The sequence below is a fragment of the Streptomyces lomondensis genome (genome assembly GCF_014651035.1).
GTDB classification, from domain to species: Bacteria; Actinomycetota; Actinomycetes; order Streptomycetales; family Streptomycetaceae; genus Streptomyces; species Streptomyces lomondensis.
Window position 1 is genome coordinate 1,188,854 of sequence record NZ_BMWC01000001.1, and the last position, 18,743, is coordinate 1,207,596.

Sequence of the window (18,743 nt, forward strand, 5' to 3'; positions counted from 1 at the left end):
GGAGCGCAGCGGACCTCAGGGGCGCGGGGAACTGCGCGAACAACCACAAACCACTCGCAGCCGCCAATTCAGCGAACCCCCCGGGTGAGTAGGCACCCCTCCCCGAGAACCCCCGGAGGGCGTCGGCTAGGGTTTGGTCCGCATAAACATCCAAACCCCTGCCCGACGCAGGGCGGCGACCGACCAGCGAGAAGGCCAGGCCGCAGCCGATCCGCGCGGGCGAGACTCTCGGGAAGGCGCTACGTGAGTCCCAACGGCTCCGACCGCTCGCCGCGGCGCCCGATGCGGCGGAAGCTGCTGCAGGCACTGACCGCGGGCCTGGTCTTGGCGACAGCCACCGGTTGCTCGTACAACTGGGAAGACTTCCCCCGCCTTGGTATGCCCACCCCGACCACGGAAGAGGCTCCGCGGATCCTCTCCCTGTGGCAGGGGTCCTGGGCGGCTGCGCTCGCCGTCGGCGTGCTGGTGTGGGGTCTGATCCTGTGGAGTGCTTTCTTCCACCGGCGCAGCCGCACCAAGGTCGAGGTTCCTCCGCAGACCCGGTACAACATGCCCATCGAGGCGCTGTACACCGTGGTCCCGCTCATCATCGTCTCGGTGCTGTTCTACTTCACCGCCCGTGACGAGTCCGAGCTGCTCAGCCTCAAGAAGAAGCCCGACGTCACGGTCAACGTGGTCGGCTTCCAGTGGAGCTGGTGCTTCAACTACATCGAGCCGGTCGCCGGTTCCACGGGTGACGCCAAGAAGTCCCCGGACCTCGACGCGATCCCGGACCGGTTCAAGGACGACTTCCCGGCCAACGCCGGCGGCGTCTACGACTGCGGTACCCCCGGCACCCGGAACCCGCAGACCAACAACCCGGGCCCGACGCTGTGGCTGCCCAAGGGCAAGACGGTCCGCTTCGTGCTGACCTCGCGTGACGTCATCCACTCGTTCTGGGTGGTGCCGTTCCTGATGAAGCAGGACGTCATCCCGGGCCACACCAACGCCTTCGAGGTGACCCCCAACAAGGAGGGCACCTTCCTGGGCAAGTGCGCCGAGCTCTGCGGCGTCGACCACTCTCGGATGCTGTTCAACGTGAAGGTGGTCTCCCCCGAGCGCTACGAGCAGCACCTCAAGGACCTCGTGGACAAGCAGCAGACCGGTTACGTTCCCGCCGGCATCGCGCAGACGAGCCACGAGAAGAACCGGGAGACGAACAACCTGTGAGCATCCTCAACGAACCCCAGGGTGCCGCGGCAGCAGGGTCCCACTACCAGGACGAGCTGCCGGTCAGGCGCCAGAACCGCGGCAGTGTCGTGGTCAAGTGGCTGACGACGACGGACCACAAGACGATCGGCACCCTGTATCTGGTGACGTCGTTCGCGTTCTTCGTCATCGGCGGCGTGATGGCGCTGTTCATGCGCGCCGAGCTCGCCCGGCCTGGTCTGCAGATCATGTCGAACGAGCAGTTCAACCAGGCGTTCACGATGCACGGCACGATCATGCTGCTGATGTTCGCGACGCCGCTGTTCGCCGGCTTCGCGAACTGGATCATGCCGCTCCAGATCGGCGCGCCGGACGTGGCCTTCCCCCGGCTGAACATGTTCGCCTACTGGCTGTACCTGTTCGGCTCGCTCATCGCGGTCGGTGGCTTCCTGACCCCGCAGGGCGCGGCCGACTTCGGCTGGTTCGCCTACAGCCCGCTCTCGGACGCGGTCCGCTCCCCGGGCATCGGCGCCGACATGTGGATCATGGGTCTGGCCTTCTCCGGCTTCGGCACCATCCTCGGCTCGGTCAACTTCATCACCACGATCATCTGCATGCGCGCTCCGGGCATGACGATGTTCCGCATGCCGATCTTCACCTGGAACGTGCTGCTGACCGGTGTCCTGGTCCTGCTCGCCTTCCCGGTCCTGGCCGCGGCCCTGTTCGCCCTGGAGGCGGACCGCAAGTTCGGCGCCCACGTCTTCGACTCCGCCAACGGCGGAGCGTTGCTGTGGCAACACCTCTTCTGGTTCTTCGGCCATCCAGAGGTGTACATCATCGCGTTGCCGTTCTTCGGCATCATCAGTGAGGTCATTCCGGTCTTCTCCCGCAAGCCGATGTTCGGTTACACGGGTCTGATCGGCGCGACCATCGCGATCGCGGGTCTGTCCGTGACGGTGTGGGCGCACCACATGTACGTCACCGGCGGTGTGCTGCTGCCGTTCTTCTCCTTCATGACGTTCCTCATCGCCGTCCCGACCGGTGTGAAGTTCTTCAACTGGATCGGCACGATGTGGAAGGGCTCGCTGTCCTTCGAGACGCCGATGCTCTGGGCGACCGGCTTCCTGATCACCTTCACCTTCGGTGGTCTGACCGGTGTCATCCTCGCCTCGCCGCCGATGGACTTCCACGTCTCCGACTCGTACTTCGTGGTGGCCCACTTCCACTACGTCGTCTTCGGCACGGTCGTCTTCGCGATGTTCTCCGGCTTCCACTTCTGGTGGCCGAAGTGGACCGGCAAGATGCTGGACGAGCGCCTCGGCAAGATCACGTTCTGGACGCTGTTCATCGGCTTCCACGGCACGTTCCTGGTCCAGCACTGGCTGGGCGCCGAGGGCATGCCGCGTCGTTACGCCGACTACCTGGCGGCCGACGGCTTCACCGCGCTGAACACGATCTCCACGATCAGCTCGTTCCTGCTCGGCATGTCGATCCTGCCGTTCTTCTACAACGTGTGGAAGACGGCCAAGTACGGCAAGCCGGTCGGCGTCGACGACCCGTGGGGCTACGGCCGCTCCCTGGAGTGGGCCACCTCCTGCCCGCCGCCGCGGCACAACTTCATCACCATGCCGCGGATCCGCAGCGAATCCCCGGCGTTCGACCTGCACCACCCGGAGATCGCCGCTCTCGACCAGCTCGAGAACGTGGGCCACGGCGACAAGGCCCTCGCTGGCGGCAAGGAGGCCGGCAAGTGAAGATCCAGGGCAAGATGTTCATGTGGCTGAGCGTCTTCGTGCTCGTCATGGCGATCGTCTATGGCGTGTGGTCGAAGGAGCCGGCCGGCACCACGGCCCTCTTCCTGACCTTCGGCCTGTGCATCATGATCGGCTTCTACCTCGGCTTCACGGCCAAGCGGGTCGACGTGGGCGCGCAGGACGACAAGGAGGCGGACGTCGCGGACGACGCCGGCGAGGTCGGGTTCTTCAGCCCGCACAGCTGGCAGCCGCTCTCCCTGGCCATCGGCGGCGCCCTCGCCTTCCTGTCCGTCGCGATCGGCTGGTGGCTGATGTACTTCTCGCTGCCGATCATCCTGATCGGCATCTGGGGCTGGGTCTTCGAGTACTACCGCGGTGAGAACCGCACCCAGTAACACGCGCCGCGCGCATCAGGGGCCCGGACACTCCGAGAGGAGGGTCCGGGCCCCTGCTTTTGCCGCAATCCATGTCACTCGTACGAGTCACCCGGCGTGCCGCAGTTGACGTGGCTTCCTAGCGTGAGGCCATGAGCCACACAGCGATCTCCCGCCCCCGCACCGTCGTCGGCTGCACGCTGCTGGTGATAGCCCTCTGCGCGGGCGTCACCGCCTGCGGCTCGGACGGCAACCCGCTCGCCGCCCGCCCCTACGACGCGGCGGACCAGATCTCCGTCAACGCCCCCTCGAAGGGCCGCAAGAAGGCCGACCCGGACAAGCCCCTCGAAGTGGTCGCCGAGGACTCCGACGGGCGCATCACGGACGTCACGGCCTACGACGCCGCAGGGCGCCACGTGGCCGGCGAACTCGCCGCCGACGGAGGCCGCTGGCACAGCACCTCACCGCTGGCCGCCAACGCCAGCTACACGGTCCGCGTGAGCACCGAGGACGAGGACGGGGCGCCCGGCCGCAAGGTCCTCACCTTCGACACCGGCAAGCCCACCACCCAGAAGCACCTGGACGTCACCTTCGGCCCCAAGAAGGGCACCTACGGCGTCGGCCAGCCCATCACGGCCGAGCTGAGCCAGCCCGTCAAGGACAGAGCGCAGCGGGCCGTCGTCGAACGCGCCCTCAAGGTCTCCTCCACACCCGCCACGGACGGCGCCTGGCACTGGGTGGACGACAAGAAGCTCCACTACCGCCCCAAGGAGTACTGGCCCACGCACGCCACCATCCAGGTCCGCAGCAACCTCCAGGGCATCAAGATCGGCGACCGCATGTGGGGCGGCAAGGCCAAGCCGCTGACCATCACCACGGCCGACAAGGTCATCGCCGTCACCGACGCCGCCGCCCACCAGATGACCGTCTACAAGAACGACGAGATCGTCCGCCAGATCCCGGTCACCACGGGCATGCCCGGCTACGACACCCGCAACGGCGTCAAGGTCGTCCTGGCCAAGGAGGGCACCGTCCGGATGACCAGCGCCAGCATCGGCGCCTCGGACTTCTACGACCTGATCGTGCACCACTCGGTCCGGGTCACCAACAGCGGCGAGTACGTCCACGCCGCCCCCTGGTCCGTCGGCTCCCAGGGCTACGCCAACGTCAGCCACGGCTGCACCGGCATGAGCACCGAGAACGCCGCCTGGTTCTACGAGAACGTCCGCGAGGGCGACATCGTCAAGGTCATAAACTCCGCCGGCGACACGATGGCCCCCTTCGGCAACGGCTTCGGCGACTGGAACCTCGACTGGAGCAAGTGGCGCACCGGCAGCGCCCTCATAGGCGGCGCCCCCGAGGGCCCCACACCAGCGGACAGAGCCCGCCTGCGCCCGCAGAGCGTCTGACCTCAAGGGGCGCGGGGAACTGCGCGAACAACCCCCACACACCCGCACCCGCCGAACAACACCCGGAACCCGAGCTCCTAGGCGTTCAAAGCCGCCCTCTCCCGCAACAGCGAAGCCAGAGCCGCAGCGAACTCCACCGGCTCCACCGGCAAGGTCACGGCAGACTCCGCACGACTCCAGGTCGCGAGCCACGCATCCTGCGGCCGCCCGATCAGCAACAACACCGGAGGACAGTCGAAGATCTCGTCCTTGATCTGCCGGCAGACCCCCATGCCCCCCATGGGCACGGCCTCCCCGTCCAGCACACAGACGTCGATCCCACCCCGGTCCAGCTCCTTGACCACCGCACCCGGAGTCGCACACTCCACGAACTCCACCACAGGAACGTCCGGCGCCGGCCGCCGTCCCGTGGCGAGCCGCACCTGCTCGCGGGTGTTGGAGTCGTCGCTGTAGACCAGCACCGTGGCGGTCGGCTGCATTGTTCCTCCGTGACGTCAGCGTCGTAAGGACAGGCCCGATGGGCGGATGCTACTCCCTTGAAGACCACGTCAACACCGGTACGACCGGCGAAGACACTCCGAACGGCACCCCCCGGAGTGAGGGCGGGATAAGCGACCGACATAATGTCGGTCGTGGCGACAGCAACGACAGTAGAAACCGGGCACGCGCACCCGTCGGTCAACCGGCCGAACCTCACCAGCGTCGGAACCATCATCTGGTTGAGTTCCGAGCTGATGTTCTTCGCGGCCCTCTTCGCGATGTACTTCACCCTGCGATCGGTGACGGGTCCCGATCACTGGAAGGAGATGGCGAGCCATCTCAACTTCCCGTTCTCGGCGACGAACACCACCATCCTGGTGCTCTCCTCCCTCACCTGCCAGCTGGGCGTCTTCGCCGCCGAGCGCGGTGACGTGAAGAAGCTGCGGATGTGGTTCATCGTCACCTTCATCATGGGTGCGATCTTCATCGGCGGTCAGGTCTTCGAGTACACGGAGCTGGTCAAGGAGGCGGGCCTGTCCCTCTCCTCCGACCCGTACGGCTCGGTCTTCTACCTGACCACCGGCTTCCACGGCCTGCACGTGACGGGCGGACTCATCGCCTTCCTGCTGGTCCTGGGCCGGACCTACGCGGCCCGGAGGTTCACCCACGAGCAGGCGACCGCCGCGATCGTCGTGTCCTACTACTGGCACTTCGTCGATGTCGTCTGGATCGGCCTCTTCGCCACGATCTACATGATCAAGTAGCAGGGCCGGCATCCGCACGCGCTCGACGCAGCGCGCATCCCAGAAGCATCGACGCAGAAGATCCTGACACCGGGGTAATCCGTGAAAAAGCTCTCCGCACGACGACGCCACCCGATGGCGGCACTCGTCGTCCTACTCCTCGCGCTGGTCTGCAGCGGGGGGCTGTACGCCGTGTTCGCACCCACGAGCAAGGCCGAGGCCGACACAACCGCCCAGTCCCTCGCCATCGAGGAGGGCAAGAAGCTCTACGCCGTCGGCTGCGCCAGTTGCCACGGCACCGGCGGTCAGGGCACCTCCGACGGGCCGAGCCTGGTGGGTGTGGGCGCCGCGGCCGTCGACTTCCAGGTGGGCACCGGCCGGATGCCGGCCGCCACCTCCCAGGGCCCGCAGGTCCCGGAGAAGAAGAACATCTACTCGCAGGCCGAGATCGACCAGCTCGCCGCGTACATCGCCTCGCTGGGCGCCGGCCCGTCCATCCCGACGGAGGAGCAGTACAGCCCCGAGGGCGCCGACATCGCCAAGGGCGGTGAGCTGTTCCGCACCAACTGCGCGCAGTGTCACAACTTCACCGGCAAGGGCGGCGCGCTGACGCACGGCAAGTACGCGCCGTCGCTCGAGGGCGTCTCCCAGAAGCACATCTACGAGGCCATGCAGACCGGCCCGCAGAACATGCCGTCCTTCCCCGACACCACGCTGACGGAGAAGAACAAGAAGGACATCATCGCGTACCTCGACGCGGTCAACAGCGAAAAGACCGAGAGCCCCGGCGGCCTCGAACTGGGCGGTCTCGGACCGGTCAGCGAGGGCCTGTTCGGCTGGATCTTCGGTCTCGGCGGGCTGATCGCCGTCGCCGTGTGGGTCGCCGCCCGGACCGCAAAGGCCAAGAAGTCATGAGTAGCCAAGACATTCCAGAAGAGAACCTGCCTGCCCAGCAGTCCGCAGGACATGACGAGCAGGGGCACGGCGCGCTGAGCGTCGCGGACGAGAAGCACCCGTTCGCCGACCCGGGCCTGCCGCCCCACGAGCACCGGATCCAGGACGTCGACGAGCGGGCCGCCAAGCGGTCCGAGCGCTCGGTCGCCCTGATGTTCACGGTGTCGATGCTGGCGACCATCGGCTTCATCGCCTCGTTCGTGGCGATCCCGGTCGACAAGTCGGTCTACATCTTCCCGCTCGGCCACATCAGCGCACTGAACTTCGCGCTGGGCATGACGCTCGGCATCGCGCTGTTCTGCATCGGCGCGGGCGCCGTCCACTGGGCCCGCACCCTGATGTCGGACGTGGAGATCGCCGACGAGCGGCACCCGATCGAGGCGGAGCCCGAGGTCCGCGAGAAGGTCTTCGCGGACTTCAAGCAGGGCGCCAAGGAGTCGGCGCTCGGCCGCCGCAAGCTGATCCGCAACACCATGCTCGGCGCGCTCACGCTGGTTCCGCTCTCCGGCGTCGTGCTGCTGCGCGACCTCGGCCCGCTGCCCGGCACCAAGCTCCGCCACACGCTGTGGTCCAAGGGCAAGCTGCTCGTCAACATGAACACGAACGAGCCGCTGCGTCCCTCCGACGTCGCGGTCGGTTCGCTGACCTTCGCCAAGCCCGAGGGCCTGGAGGAGCACGACCACGAGTTCCAGAACGAGATCGCCAAGGCCGCCCTGATGATCGTCCGGATCCAGCCGGAGAACATCAAGGACAAGCGCGAGCTCGAGTGGTCGCACGAGGGCATCGTCGCGTACTCGAAGATCTGCACCCACGTCGGCTGCCCGATCTCCCTGTACGAGCAGCAGACGCACCACGTGCTCTGCCCCTGCCACCAGTCCACCTTCGACCTCTCCGACGGTGCCCGAGTGATCTTCGGCCCCGCTGGTCACGCCCTGCCGCAGCTCCGCATCGGCGTGAACGACGAGGGCTACCTCGAGGCGCTCGGCGACTTCGAAGAGCCCGTCGGCCCTGCTTTCTGGGAGCGCGGATGAGCACTGCACAAGAACGCCGCAAGGCACCCGCGGGTGAGCGGGTCGCCGACTGGGCCGACGGCCGCCTGGGGATCTACTCCCTGGCCAAGGCCAACATGCGCAAGATCTTCCCGGACCACTGGTCCTTCATGCTGGGCGAGATCTGCCTCTACAGCTTCATCATCATCATCCTCACGGGTGTGTACCTGACGCTGTTCTTCCACCCGTCGATGAACGAGGTGGAGTACCACGGCAGTTACGTCCCGCTCCAGGGGCAGCTGATGTCGGAGGCGTTCGCCTCCACGCTGGACATCAGCTTCGACGTCCGCGGCGGTCTGCTCATCCGGCAGATCCACCACTGGGCGGCGATCATCTTCCTCGCCGGCATGTTCGTGCACATGATGCGCGTCTTCTTCACCGGCGCGTTCCGCAAGCCGCGCGAGATCAACTGGCTGTTCGGCTTCCTGCTGTTCGTCCTGGGCATGTTCACCGGTTTCACCGGCTACTCGCTCCCGGACGACCTGCTCTCCGGCACCGGTGTCCGCTTCACCCAGGGCGCGATCCTGTCCGTGCCGATCGTCGGCACGTACATCTCGATGTTCCTGTTCGGCGGGGAGTTCCCGGGCACCGACTTCGTCGCCCGGTTCTACTCGATCCACATCCTGCTGCTGCCGGGCATCATGCTCGGGCTCGTGGTCGGCCACCTGATCCTGGTCTTCTACCACAAGCACACCCAGTTCGCGGGTCCCGGCCGGACCAACAAGAACGTCGTCGGCATGCCGCTGCTGCCGGTCTACATGGCCAAGGCCGGAGGCTTCTTCTTCCTGGTCTTCGGTGTCATCGCGGCCCTCGCCGGCATCGCGACCGTCAACCCGATCTGGGTCCTGGGCCCCTACCGTCCCGACCAGGTGTCGACCGGCGCCCAGCCCGACTGGTACATGGGCTTCGCCGAGGGTCTGGTCCGTGCGATGCCCGGCTGGGAGATCGACTTCTGGGGTCACACGCTCGTCCTGGGCGTGTTCATCCCGCTGGTCCTCTTCGGCCTGTTCCTCGCGATCATCGCCCTCTACCCGTTCATCGAGTCGTGGGTCACCGGGGACAAGCGCGAGCACCACATCCTGGACCGGCCGCGCAACGCCCCGACGCGCACCGCCTTCGGTGTCGCCTGGGTCACCGGCTACATGATCATGCTGATCGGCGGTGGCAACGACATCGTCGCCACCCACTTCCACCTGTCGATCAACGCGGTCACCTGGTTCGTCCGGATCGGGTTCTTCGTCGGACCGGTCATCGCGTTCATCATCACCAAGCGGATCTGCCTCGGCCTCCAGCGCCGGGACAAGGAGAAGGTGCTGCACGGCCGCGAGTCGGGCATCATCAAGCGCCTGCCGCACGGTGAGTTCATCGAGGTGCACGAGCCGCTCAGCCAGGAGCAGATGTACACGCTCACCGCGCACGAGCAGTACCAGCCGGTCGAGCTCGGCCCGACGGTCGACGAGAACGGTGTCGAGCGCAAGGTGAAGGGCTCCGAGAAGCTGCGCGCCAAGCTCAGCGACGCCTACTACGGCGAGGGCGCCCAGATCCCGAAGCCCACCGTCGAGGAGTACCGGGAGATCACGAGCGGCCACGGCCACCACTGATCACTGCTTCGCCACGCCACGCAAGGGGCCCCGTCCGAACACCGGACGGGGCCCTTCGCCATGCCCCGGGGCTGGATAGGGTGGACCTCGTTGAGACTCTCGTCCCGTAGTGCGGGACGCCTGACCCTGGAGCGGCTTATGAGCGCTGTGACCCCCGCTGGAGGCGACACCGCGGCGGGCCGCTCCTGGCCCCTGCTGTTGAACGGCCTGCTGGAAGGCCGTGACCTGACCGCCGACGACACCGCGTGGGCGATGGACCTGATCATGCGCGGCGAGGCGACGGACGCGCAGATCGCCGGGTTCGTGGTGGCGCTGCGCGCCAAGGGCGAGACCGTCGAGGAGATCGCCGGATTCGTCCGGGCGATGTACGAGCACGCCAACGTGATCGAGGTGCCCGGCCCGACGGTCGACATCGTCGGCACGGGCGGCGACGGCGCGAAGACCGTCAACATCTCCACGATGTCGGCGATCGTCGTCGCCGGCACGGGCGCGAAGGTCGTCAAGCACGGCAACCGCGCGGCCTCCTCGGCGTCCGGGGCGTCGGACGTCCTGGAGAAGCTCGGCGTCAACCTGGAGCTGCCGACGCACCGGGTGGCCGGGGTGGCCGAGGAGGCGGGGATCACCTTCTGCTTCGCCGCCAAGTTCCACCCGTCGATGCGGTACGCGGGCGCGGCGCGCGGGCAGTTGGGCATCCGGACGATCTTCAACGTCCTCGGTCCGCTGACCAACCCCGCGAAGGTGAGAGCCCAGGCCGTCGGCGTGGCCGACCCGCGCATGGCGCCGATCGTCGCGGGCGTCTTCGCCGAGCGCGGCAACTCGTCCCTGGTCTTCCGGGGCGACGACGGACTCGACGAGCTGACCACCACGGCCACGTCCCGGGTGTGGACCGTCCGGGACGGCAAGGTGACCGAGGAGGCCTTCGACCCGCGCGACGTGGGCATCGAACTGGTCCCCGTGGAGGCGCTGCGCGGCGCGGACGCCTCCTACAACGCGGAGGTCGCGCGGCGGCTGCTGGACGGCGAGACCGGCCCGGTCCGGGACGCGGTCCTGCTGAACTCGGCGGCGGCGCTGGTGGCGCTGGAGCCGGGTGCCGAGCCGCTCGCCGAGCAGATCCGCGCCGGGATGGCGAAGGCCGCCGAATCGATCGACTCCGGGGCCGCCAAGCGGACGCTGGAGCGGTGGGTGGCGGCGAGCAACGCGTAGGGCGGTGTCCCGCAATCCGGACGCGGGTTGCGGGACCTCGATCATTCTCGTAGGTTCCTTTCCAGGTCATGAGTGACAGTCATGAGGCCCCGGCCGACTGTCCGGCAACCCTCCGTCCGTGGCGGGGTGCCCCGGGTGAAGACCAGGCCGCAGGCAGCGAGGTCTGTGGCAAGCGCGTGACGAGGAGTCTCTCGTGAACCAGCGAATGCGATAGGGCCGCAGAGCCCCGCCTCCGCACCCCTTCTTTCCTTCACCCCCGCTTGAGCCACGTCCTCGCGGGCGGATTCCACCTGACTTCACGGGAGTTCCGTCATGTCTGTCTCCACCCTTGCCACCGCCCCGTCCGTCTGTGCCCCGCTGCCCGTTCTGGGCCGGGACGTCACCGTGCCGCTCGTCACCGGTGGCGAGGTCACCTACGCCGCGCTCGACTACGCCGCCAGCGCCCCGGCGCTCCAGCGGGTCTGGGACGACGTCGCCGCCTACGCGCCGTACTACGGCAGCGTCCACCGCGGTGCCGGGTACCTGTCCCAGCTGTCGACCGACCTGTTCGAGAACGCCCGCCGGACCGTCGCGGAGTTCCTCGACTGCCGTGCGGGCGACCAGGTGGTGTTCACCCGGTCCACCACCGACTCACTCAACCTCCTCGCCGCCGCGCTCCCGGCCGGCTGCCAGGTCTTCGTGTTCGAGACCGAGCACCACGCCGCCCTGCTGCCCTGGCGGGGTGCCCGTGTCACCTACCTCGATGCGCCGAGCAGCCCCCGCCAGGCCGTCGAGATGCTGGAGCGCGCCCTCGCCGACCGGGACCCCTACGGGCCGGCCCTGGTCTGCGTCACCGGCGCCTCGAACGTCACCGGCGAGCTGTGGCCCGTACGGGAACTCGCTGCGGCCGCGCACGCCCACGGCGCCCGGATCGTGCTGGACGCCGCTCAGCTCGCCCCGCACCACCCCGTGTCCGTCGCCGACCTCGACGTCGACTGGGTCGCCTTCTCCGGGCACAAGCTGTACGCGCCCTTCGGCTCCGGCGTCCTGGCCGGGCGGGCCGACTGGCTGCGCGAGGCCGAGCCGTACCTCGCGGGCGGCGGCGCCTCGCGGAAGGTCTCGCGGCGCGAGGACGGGGGCGTCGACGTGGAGTGGCACGAGAGCGCCGCCCGCCACGAGGCCGGCTCCCCGAACGTCATCGGCGCCTACGCCATCGCCTCCGCCTGCAAGGCCCTCACCGAGGCCGGGTTCGACACCCTGGTCGCCCGCGAGCAGTACCTGATCGAGAAGGTGCGCGCGGGGCTCGCCGAGGTGCCGGAGGTCCGGATCCTCTCCCTCTTCGGGGACGACGCCCCGCGCGTCGGTGTCCTCTCCTTCGTCGTCGACGGCTGGAACAGCTCCCACTTCGCCGCCGCCCTCTCCGCCGAGTACGGCATCGGCGTACGGGACGGGCTGTTCTGCGCCCACCCGCTGGTGCGCACGCTGCTCGGCAGCGACCCGCAGACGCAGGGCGAGTGCGGGGCGCCCGAGGCCGCGCCCGGGGAGAGGTCGCTCAACGCCATCCGGGTCAGCTTCGGCGCGGGTACGCCGGACGAGCATGTCGAGCGGTTCCTGCGGGCCGTGAAGGAGCTGGTGGCGGACGGGGCGCGGTGGAGCTACCGCACGGAGGACGGGCGCTGCGTGCCGGACACGTCCGCCTGAACGGCCGCGGCGGGGGGCTCCGCCTGAACTCCGGTGATGGGTACTTCCGTTTGAACGCCGGTACCGGGCACCTCCGTCGGGACGGCCGCACCGGACACCACCGGCAGGCGGGTGCCCAGGACGATCATCCGCAGGGCGCGCTCCGTGGCGTCGGTGAGCAGTTCGCTGGCGCGGAGCAGGGCCTCGGACAGGGCCATCGGGGCGGGCAGGATGCCGTGGCAGGCGTCCACGCCCGGCACCTCGTGGGCGCCCTCGCCGAGCGTGCCGGCCAGGGCCAGGACCGGGCGGCCGTGGAGCTTGGCGCGGCGGGCCACCTCGGCGGGGACCTTGCCGCGCGGCGTCTGGTAATCCAGGGCGCCCTCGGCGGTGATGACCAGGTCGGCGCGGGCCAGGCGGGCGTCCAGGTCGAGGTGGTGCAGCAGCACGTCGAAGCGGGGGAGGAGGCGGGCGCCGAGCGCGGCGAGGCCGGCTCCCAGGCCCCCGGAGGCTCCGGTTCCGGGGTCGGACCGGAGGTTGGTGTCCGGGACGGCGACGTCCCGGGTGAGGACGAAGGCCCAGTTCTCCAGGCCGTCCGACAACTCCTCGACCTGCTCCGGCGTGGCACCCTTCTGCGGACCGAAGACCCGGGCCACACCGCGCTCGCCGCACAGCACGTTGTACGGATTGCAGGCGACGAGCAGCTCCACGTCGGCGAGACGCGGGTCCAGGCCGGTCGGGTCGATCCTGTGCAGCCGGTTCAACTCCCGCCCGCCGTACGGGAGTTCCTGCCCGCTCTCGTCCAGGAGCCGGGCGCCCAGCGCCTGGAGCGCCCCCGCGCCCCCGTCCGAGGTGCCCGAGTCGCCGCAGCCGACGAGGATCCGCCGTACGCCCGAGTCGAGCGCGGAGCGGAGCAGTTCGCCGACGCCGTACGTGGTGGTGGCGCCAGGGTCGCGCAGGTCGTGCGGGACGAGGGAGAGGCCGGCGACCGCCGCCATCTCCACCACGGCCGTGTCCCCGTCGCCCAGCAGGGCGAAGTGGGCGGCGATGGTCTCCCCGACCGGGCCGGTCGCGGGCACGGTGACGATCCGGCCCCCGGTCGCGGCGGCCAGGGCGATGGCCGTGCCCTCACCGCCGTCCACCAGCGGCACGAGGTCGATCTCGGCGTCGGGCAGGACTCGGCGTACGCCGGCCGCGATGGCGTCGGCGGCGGCCTCCGCGGACAGGGACTCCTTGAAACCGCTGGGGGCTACGACGACACGGGTCAGCATGGTGGGCTCCTTAACGGGTGACGGACACGCCGAGCAGCGGCCAGACCGCGACGGCGAAGAGGAGGACGAGGGCGGCGGTGAGCGGGGCCAGGAAGGCGGACAGCCGCAGCAGGTCGCGCGGGGTGTAGGTGGGGGTGCCGGGGATCTGCGAGTAGAGCGTGACCGGCTTGGCGGAGGCGGGCAGCGTGTGGCAGAAGCCCGCGGCGGCGGTGGAGGCGAGGGCGGCGGCGACCGGGTTGACCCCGACGCCGACGGAGGCGGCCACGACCAGCGGCACCAGGACCGACGAGCGGGCGGAGCGGGACTGGAGGACCAGATGGGCCGCCGTGCTGATGACGATCACGATCGCCAGGAACACCACCGGGGGCTCGTTCGTCGGCAGCCCGGCGACCAGCCACTTCGCCGCCCCCGAGTCGGCGAGCGCGACGCCCATCGCCATCGTCGCCGCCATGAACAGCAGCAGCGACCAGGGGACGGTCTTCAGCGCGTCCTTCAGACGTACGGTGCCGAGGGCCGGCGAGGAGGCCACGATCGCGCCGATCAGCGCCACGATCGCGGGCGGCAGGCGGTGCAGCGGCTCACTGCACCACAGCAGCACGACCGTGGCGAGCAGCAGGGCGCAGCGCTTCTCGGCCTGCGTCCAGGGGCCGGTGACCGACTGCTCGCTGTGCTCCTGGATCTGCTCGGCGGTGATGTGGACGGGGCCGCGCCGGTCCTCGCGGCGGGTCGTCGTCAGCAGCACCAGCTCGGCGGCCAGGTGGGAGGAGGCGACGGCCAGCGGCAGACCCACCAGCAGCCACTCCGTGAAGCCGATGTGCTGCCCGGTCGCCTCGAACAGCACCGACACGGTGATCAGATGCGCTCCGGCGCCGATCAGGGTCGCCACCGCCGACAGCAGGATCACCGTCGGGAACAGCAGCGCCAGCATCACGACCAGTCGTTTCCGGTCGGCGAGGACCTTGGCGAGGGCCAGGAACACCGGCAGTGCGAGCGCGGCCCGGCCGGAGGTGGCCGGCACCGCGAACGCCGTGACGACCAGGGCCGCCGTCGTCAGGTGCACGAGTTGCCGCACGGTACGCGCGCCGCTGACGAGGAAGACCGCCGCCCGTCCGGCGAGCCCGGTCCGGGCCACCGCCGCCGCCAGGACGAACGCGCAGATCAGCAGCCACACCGTGGAGTCACCGAGGGTGCCGAACAGGGTGTCGTTGCTGATCACGCCCGTCACCGTGAGGGCCAGTGCGGCGCCCAGCGCGATGTACGTGTCGTCGATCGACGTCCCGATCCAGGCGCAGGTCGCCAGGATGAACACGACGAGGGTGAAGCGGGCGTCGCCGCCGAGCCCCGGGAAGTTCCTGGGGATGGCCAGCAGCGTGCACAGCGACAGCGCCGCGCACAGGGCGGTGAGAGCTCGTGGGTTCCATGTCACGTCATCGAGGGTTCACCCGGGCGGTGAGCCGTCGATGAGCCGAACATGAAAGGAACTTCACCCGGTGGGGAGCCGGTACCCCATCCCGCGCACGGTCTCCACCCGCTCCGCGCCGAGCTTCTTGCGCAGAGTGCGGACGTAGACGTCCACGATGTTGGAGCCGGGGTCGAAGTCGTAGCCCCACACGTGGGACAGGATCTGCTCGCGGGACAGCACCTGGCCCGGATGGCGCAGGAACAGCTCCAGCAGCACGAACTCACGGGCCGTCAGATCGACGGTCCGGTCGTCGGCCCTGGCCCGGCGCGTACGCAGGTCCAGGCTCAGCGAGCCCGACCTGAGCACCGTCACCTCCGGCGCCCGCGCCGCCGTACGGAGCCGCAGCCGCACCCGGGCGAGCAGCTCCTCGAAGCGGAACGGCTTGGTCATCCAGTCGTCGGCGCCGCCCTCCAGGCCGGCCACCGTGTCCCGGACGGAGTCCCGCGCGGTCAGCACGATCACCGGGGTGGTCACCCGCGCCTCGCGCAGCTCGCGCAGGATCGTGAAGCCGTCGCGGCCGGGCAGGTTGATGTCCAGGACGACGAGGTCGAAGCCGCCGGTCAGGGCGTACTCGTAGCCGGCGTCGCCGTCGGTGACGACGGTCGTGGTGAAACCGTTCGAGCGCAGGCCTTTCTCGACGAAGGAGGCGATGCGCTCCTCGTCCTCGACGATGAGGATGCGGTTCACGTGTGGTGGCCTTCCGGTACCTGGGGAGCGGGCAGAACGAGGGTGAAGGTGGCGCCGCCGCCGGGGGTGTCGGACAGCCGTACCCGCCCGTGGTGCCCCTCGGCGATGGCCTTGACGATGGCCAGTCCGAGCCCGGCGCCGGAGCCGCGTGCTCCGCGCCGGGAGGTGCCCCGCCGGAAGCGTTCGAAGATGATCTCGGCGTCCTGCGGCTGCACACCGGGACCCGAGTCGGCGACGTACAGCTCCAGGTGCGGGCCGGCGGTCCGGGAGCCGATGCGGATGGTCTCGCCGGGCGTGGTGTGCTGCACGGCGTTCTGCGCGAGCTGCACCATGGCCTGGGTGATCCGCTGGAAGTCCAGTTCGGCCTCCACGTCGGCGACTTCGGCGAGCCGCCAGTCGCGCTCGCCCAGGGTGCGGGCCTTGACGAAGACGTCGGCGGTGAGTTCGGCGACCTGGGCCGGCTCGGGCACCACGAAGTCGGGCCGTTCGGTCTTGGCGAGTACGAGCAGGTCCTCGACGATGCGGCTCATCCGGTCGAGTTCGTCGGTGACCAGCCGGACCGTCTCCTCGCGTTCGGCCGGGTCGTCGCCCATGACCTCCAGATGGCCCCGCACGATGGTGATCGGGGTGCGCAGCTCGTGGCCGGCGTCGTCGACGAACTCGCGCTGCGCGGCGAACGCCCGGTCCAGCCGGTCGAGCATGCCGTTGAACGTCTCGGCGAGGGCCGCTATGTCGTCGGTTCCGTGCACGGGGATCCTCCGGGTGAGGTCCTGCTCGGTGATCTCCGCCGCCGCGGTGCGCACCACCCGCACCGGCCTGAGGATGCGTCCGGCGACCACCCAGGCGATGCCGGTGGTGAGCAGCAGGGCGACGCCGGAGATGACGAGCAGGCTGCGGAACACCGTGTCCACCCGCTCCCGCTCCCGCTCCGGGTGGATGGCCACGACGAACGCGGCGTCCGGCTCGGCACCCGCGCGGGCCACGGTGACCTTGGCCCACCGGATCTCGCCCTGCGGCCGGTGCAGGGTGCCGGTGGAGTCGGGCGAGTCGAAGATGCGGCGTTTGGCGTCGGCGTCCCGGTAGAGGGGCAGCCCGGCGCCGATGCCGCCCTGCTGCCGGATCTGGGCGAGATCGCCGTCCGCCCCGCGCACCAGGCCGATCAGTTCCTCGTCGGCGTCGGGGTTCTGCTGCTGGAGGAAGACGGTCAGCAGGCGGTCCGCACTGGCGAACGAACGGCCCGTCTCCGGGTCCTTGCCCCGCTCCTCGAAGCCGGCGAACTCCTCGGCCTCCTGGGTGAGCAGGCGGTTGATCCGGTTGTCCATGTCGCGCATCAGCAGGGAGCGGGTGGTGGTGGTCACCTCGACGAGCGCGACCGCCATGACGAGCAGCAACCACAGCAGGATGCGGACCCGGGCGGTGAGCCGCCGGCGGGCCGGGTCAGTTGGTGTCGCCGGGGCCGTCGTCGGGCCCGTCGTCTCCGGGGCCCTGGCCGCTGTCGTCGTCATCGTCATCCCTCGTGGGACTGTCGGTCACCGGCTGCCGCGGCACCACCTCGTCGTCCGGGGACGGGTCGGGCGTCGGTTCGGGCTTGGGCGTGGGAGTGGGCTCGGGCGTGGGGGAGCCGCTGTCCAGTACCACCTCGGAGGGGGCCTTCGGTGGCTCGGGGCGGTCGGAGAGCGCGAAGCTGGTCGCCGCGATGCCCAGCGGGATCAGAACGACGGCGGACAGGGCCGCCATACGACGTGTGAAAGCCATGGTCCCGATCATTCGTCCGGAACCCGGCGAGAAGGATGAGGACCGGATGAAGAACTCTTCATCCGGCGTCCGGCGTCCGGCATCCGGTCGGGCGGGTCCTCAGTTGTCCAGCCCGATCGAGAACGCCGCCTCCAGGTCGTGCTGCGAGTAGGTGCGGAACGCCACGTGCGTATCCGTCCCCTCGACACCGGGGATCTTGCTGATCCGGCCCGGGATGACCTCCGCCAGGTCCTCGTGCTGCTTCACCCGGACCATCGCGATCAGGTCGTAGGTGCCGGTGACGGAGAAGACCTCGCTGACGTTGTCCAGCGCCGCGATCGACTCCGCGATCTCGGGGATCCGGTCCACGCTGGTCTTGATGAGGACGATCGCGGTGATCACGGCTGGTTCTCTCCCTCGGGGGCCGGAGCAGGGGCGGCCTTCACTCTAGTAGGGCTGGCCGGGCGGCCGTAGCGGACCGAGGCGTAGCCGAAGCCGAGCCCGAATCCGACCAGGTGGGCGAGGTAGGCGACCCCCGGCCCGTCCGAGGCCCGCCCCGCGGCCAGCCACTGCAGGGCCGCCCAGAACGGCAGGACGATCCACGCCGGGAAGCGCACCGGCAGGAAGAAGAGGAACGGCAGGAGACTGGTCACCCTGGCCCGGGGGAACAGGTACAGGAACGCGCCGACGACGGCCGAGATCGCCCCCGAGGCGCCGACCAGGGACTGCCCGGAGTCCGCGTTGGCGACGGCGTAGCCCAGCAGGGCCAGGTAGCCGCAGCCGACGTAGAACAGGGTGAACTGCACCCGGCCCATCCGTTCCTCGGTCATCGCCCCGAAGACGTAGAGGAAGAGCATGTTGCCGAGCAGGTGCACCCAGCTGCCGTGGACGAAGAGCGCTGTCGCGGGGGTCAGGGCGGATCCCGCCGACCCCTCGAACAGTTCTGCGGGGATCACGCCCCAGCGCCGGAAGTAGGCCCGCTGCGCGGCGAGCAGGTCGTCGCCCGCGCCGTACGCCGGATTCAGGCCCGAGGCGGGCCCGGCCAGGAAGAGAAGGCAGCACAGGGCGATCAGTGAGTACGTCACCGGCGCCGACGACCCCCGGACCGATCTGCCGGCCCGGACGATCGACGCAGTCCACTTGCTGATCATGAACACAGAGCATGACGTAACCGGACG

At 69.4% G+C, this 18,743-nt stretch carries 18 protein-coding genes and 1 riboswitch; of the genes, 10 read left to right on the forward strand and 8 right to left on the reverse strand.

The window, feature by feature from the left end:
* Positions 1–243 precede the first annotated feature (243 nt).
* The 4 genes from ctaC to IE255_RS05125 all read left to right on the forward strand — a co-directional run bounded on the left by ctaC (position 244) and on the right by IE255_RS05125 (position 4,725).
* Positions 244–1,209 carry an aa3-type cytochrome oxidase subunit II gene (ctaC, locus tag IE255_RS05110; RefSeq protein ID WP_190048881.1) on the forward strand — a complete coding sequence of 322 codons (966 nt, stop codon included), beginning with the start codon at positions 244–246 and terminating at the stop codon, positions 1,207–1,209.
* The gene (gene ctaD / locus IE255_RS05115) at positions 1,206–2,942 is read left to right on the forward strand and encodes an aa3-type cytochrome oxidase subunit I (protein ID WP_190048882.1); all 1,737 of its coding nucleotides are present in this window, start codon (positions 1,206–1,208) and stop codon (positions 2,940–2,942) included. The genes ctaC and ctaD overlap by 4 nt, the downstream gene beginning before the upstream one ends.
* On the forward strand, positions 2,939–3,337 hold the full coding sequence (locus IE255_RS05120) for a cytochrome c oxidase subunit 4 (protein ID WP_190048883.1): 399 nt from the start codon (positions 2,939–2,941) through the stop codon (positions 3,335–3,337). Before ctaD ends, IE255_RS05120 begins: the two co-directional genes overlap by 4 nt.
* Positions 3,338–3,468: 131 nt before the next feature.
* On the forward strand, positions 3,469–4,725 hold the full coding sequence (locus IE255_RS05125; RefSeq protein ID WP_190048884.1) for a L,D-transpeptidase: 1,257 nt from the start codon (positions 3,469–3,471) through the stop codon (positions 4,723–4,725).
* A 77-nt stretch (positions 4,726–4,802) separates the two neighbouring features.
* On the opposite strand, the gene IE255_RS05130 is transcribed toward IE255_RS05125, so the two are convergent.
* Entirely contained in the window at positions 4,803–5,204 is a 402-nt protein-coding gene (locus IE255_RS05130; protein ID WP_190048885.1) for a response regulator, read from the reverse strand.
* Positions 5,205–5,348: 144 nt separating this feature from the next.
* Here IE255_RS05130 and ctaE point away from each other — a divergent pair, with 144 nt between their 5' ends.
* The 6 genes from ctaE (at position 5,349) to IE255_RS05160 (ending at position 12,435) form a co-directional block, all read left to right on the forward strand.
* Entirely contained in the window at positions 5,349–5,969 is a 621-nt protein-coding gene (gene ctaE / locus IE255_RS05135; protein WP_114251608.1) for an aa3-type cytochrome oxidase subunit III, read from the forward strand.
* Between the two features lie 81 nt (positions 5,970–6,050).
* Positions 6,051–6,863, forward strand: a complete 813-nt coding sequence (gene qcrC, locus IE255_RS05140; RefSeq protein ID WP_190048886.1) for a cytochrome bc1 complex diheme cytochrome c subunit — start codon at positions 6,051–6,053, stop codon at positions 6,861–6,863.
* Positions 6,860–7,933, forward strand: coding sequence for a cytochrome bc1 complex Rieske iron-sulfur subunit (gene qcrA, locus IE255_RS05145; RefSeq protein WP_190048887.1), 1,074 nt, complete (start codon positions 6,860–6,862; stop codon positions 7,931–7,933). Before qcrC ends, qcrA begins: the two co-directional genes overlap by 4 nt.
* Positions 7,930–9,552 (forward strand): cytochrome bc1 complex cytochrome b subunit, encoded by a 1,623-nt coding sequence (gene qcrB / locus IE255_RS05150; RefSeq protein WP_190048888.1) that lies wholly within the window; start codon positions 7,930–7,932, stop codon positions 9,550–9,552. Before qcrA ends, qcrB begins: the two co-directional genes overlap by 4 nt.
* Positions 9,553–9,690: 138 nt before the next feature.
* Positions 9,691–10,755: an anthranilate phosphoribosyltransferase gene (gene trpD / locus IE255_RS05155; protein WP_190048889.1), complete on the forward strand. Its 1,065-nt coding sequence runs from the start codon at positions 9,691–9,693 to the stop codon at positions 10,753–10,755.
* A 64-nt stretch (positions 10,756–10,819) separates the two neighbouring features.
* Positions 10,820–10,936: riboswitch (SAM riboswitch) on the forward strand.
* A gap of 131 nt (positions 10,937–11,067) precedes the next feature.
* Positions 11,068–12,435: an aminotransferase class V-fold PLP-dependent enzyme gene (locus IE255_RS05160; protein WP_190048890.1), complete on the forward strand. Its 1,368-nt coding sequence runs from the start codon at positions 11,068–11,070 to the stop codon at positions 12,433–12,435.
* On the opposite strand, the gene IE255_RS05165 is transcribed toward IE255_RS05160, so the two are convergent.
* The 7 genes from IE255_RS05165 to IE255_RS05195 form a co-directional block, all read right to left on the reverse strand.
* A complete protein-coding gene (locus IE255_RS05165; protein ID WP_190048891.1) occupies positions 12,390–13,682 on the reverse strand; it encodes a glycerate kinase family protein in 1,293 nt (430 codons plus the stop codon). The genes IE255_RS05160 and IE255_RS05165 overlap by 46 nt on opposite strands.
* Before the next feature lie 10 nt (positions 13,683–13,692).
* Positions 13,693–15,108, reverse strand: a complete 1,416-nt coding sequence (locus IE255_RS05170; protein WP_190048892.1) for an SLC13 family permease — start codon at positions 15,106–15,108, stop codon at positions 13,693–13,695.
* 57 nt (positions 15,109–15,165) lie between these two features.
* Entirely contained in the window at positions 15,166–15,831 is a 666-nt protein-coding gene (locus IE255_RS05175; RefSeq protein WP_190048893.1) for a response regulator transcription factor, read from the reverse strand.
* Positions 15,828–17,336 carry a sensor histidine kinase gene (locus tag IE255_RS05180; RefSeq protein WP_190048894.1) on the reverse strand — a complete coding sequence of 503 codons (1,509 nt, stop codon included), beginning with the start codon at positions 17,334–17,336 and terminating at the stop codon, positions 15,828–15,830. The genes IE255_RS05175 and IE255_RS05180 overlap by 4 nt, the downstream gene beginning before the upstream one ends.
* The gene (locus IE255_RS05185; protein WP_190048895.1) at positions 17,269–17,586 is read right to left on the reverse strand and encodes a small secreted hydrophilic protein; all 318 of its coding nucleotides are present in this window, start codon (positions 17,584–17,586) and stop codon (positions 17,269–17,271) included. Before IE255_RS05185 ends, IE255_RS05180 begins: the two co-directional genes overlap by 68 nt.
* 99 nt (positions 17,587–17,685) lie before the next feature.
* Positions 17,686–17,967 (reverse strand): Lrp/AsnC family transcriptional regulator, encoded by a 282-nt coding sequence (locus IE255_RS05190; RefSeq protein ID WP_031115814.1) that lies wholly within the window; start codon positions 17,965–17,967, stop codon positions 17,686–17,688.
* A complete protein-coding gene (locus IE255_RS05195; protein WP_190048896.1) occupies positions 17,964–18,716 on the reverse strand; it encodes a rhomboid family intramembrane serine protease in 753 nt (250 codons plus the stop codon). Before IE255_RS05195 ends, IE255_RS05190 begins: the two co-directional genes overlap by 4 nt.
* Positions 18,717–18,743 lie beyond the last annotated feature (27 nt).

Coding starts and splice junctions, on each gene's coding strand:
- IE255_RS05160 (WP_190048890.1), top strand. CDS start 11,068: ATGTCTGTCTCCACCCTTGCCACCGCCCCGTCCGTCTGTGCCCCGCTG.
- IE255_RS05165 (WP_190048891.1), bottom strand. CDS start 13,682: ATGCTGACCCGTGTCGTCGTAGCCCCCAGCGGTTTCAAGGAGTCCCTG.
- ctaE (WP_114251608.1), top strand. CDS start 5,349: ATGTCGGTCGTGGCGACAGCAACGACAGTAGAAACCGGGCACGCGCAC.
- IE255_RS05185 (WP_190048895.1), bottom strand. CDS start 17,586: ATGGCTTTCACACGTCGTATGGCGGCCCTGTCCGCCGTCGTTCTGATC.
- qcrA (WP_190048887.1), top strand. CDS start 6,860: ATGAGTAGCCAAGACATTCCAGAAGAGAACCTGCCTGCCCAGCAGTCC.
- IE255_RS05195 (WP_190048896.1), bottom strand. CDS start 18,716: ATGATCAGCAAGTGGACTGCGTCGATCGTCCGGGCCGGCAGATCGGTC.
- IE255_RS05125 (WP_190048884.1), top strand. CDS start 3,469: ATGAGCCACACAGCGATCTCCCGCCCCCGCACCGTCGTCGGCTGCACG.
- IE255_RS05130 (WP_190048885.1), bottom strand. CDS start 5,204: ATGCAGCCGACCGCCACGGTGCTGGTCTACAGCGACGACTCCAACACC.
- qcrB (WP_190048888.1), top strand. CDS start 7,930: ATGAGCACTGCACAAGAACGCCGCAAGGCACCCGCGGGTGAGCGGGTC.
- trpD (WP_190048889.1), top strand. CDS start 9,691: ATGAGCGCTGTGACCCCCGCTGGAGGCGACACCGCGGCGGGCCGCTCC.
- IE255_RS05180 (WP_190048894.1), bottom strand. CDS start 17,336: ATGACGACGACAGCGGCCAGGGCCCCGGAGACGACGGGCCCGACGACG.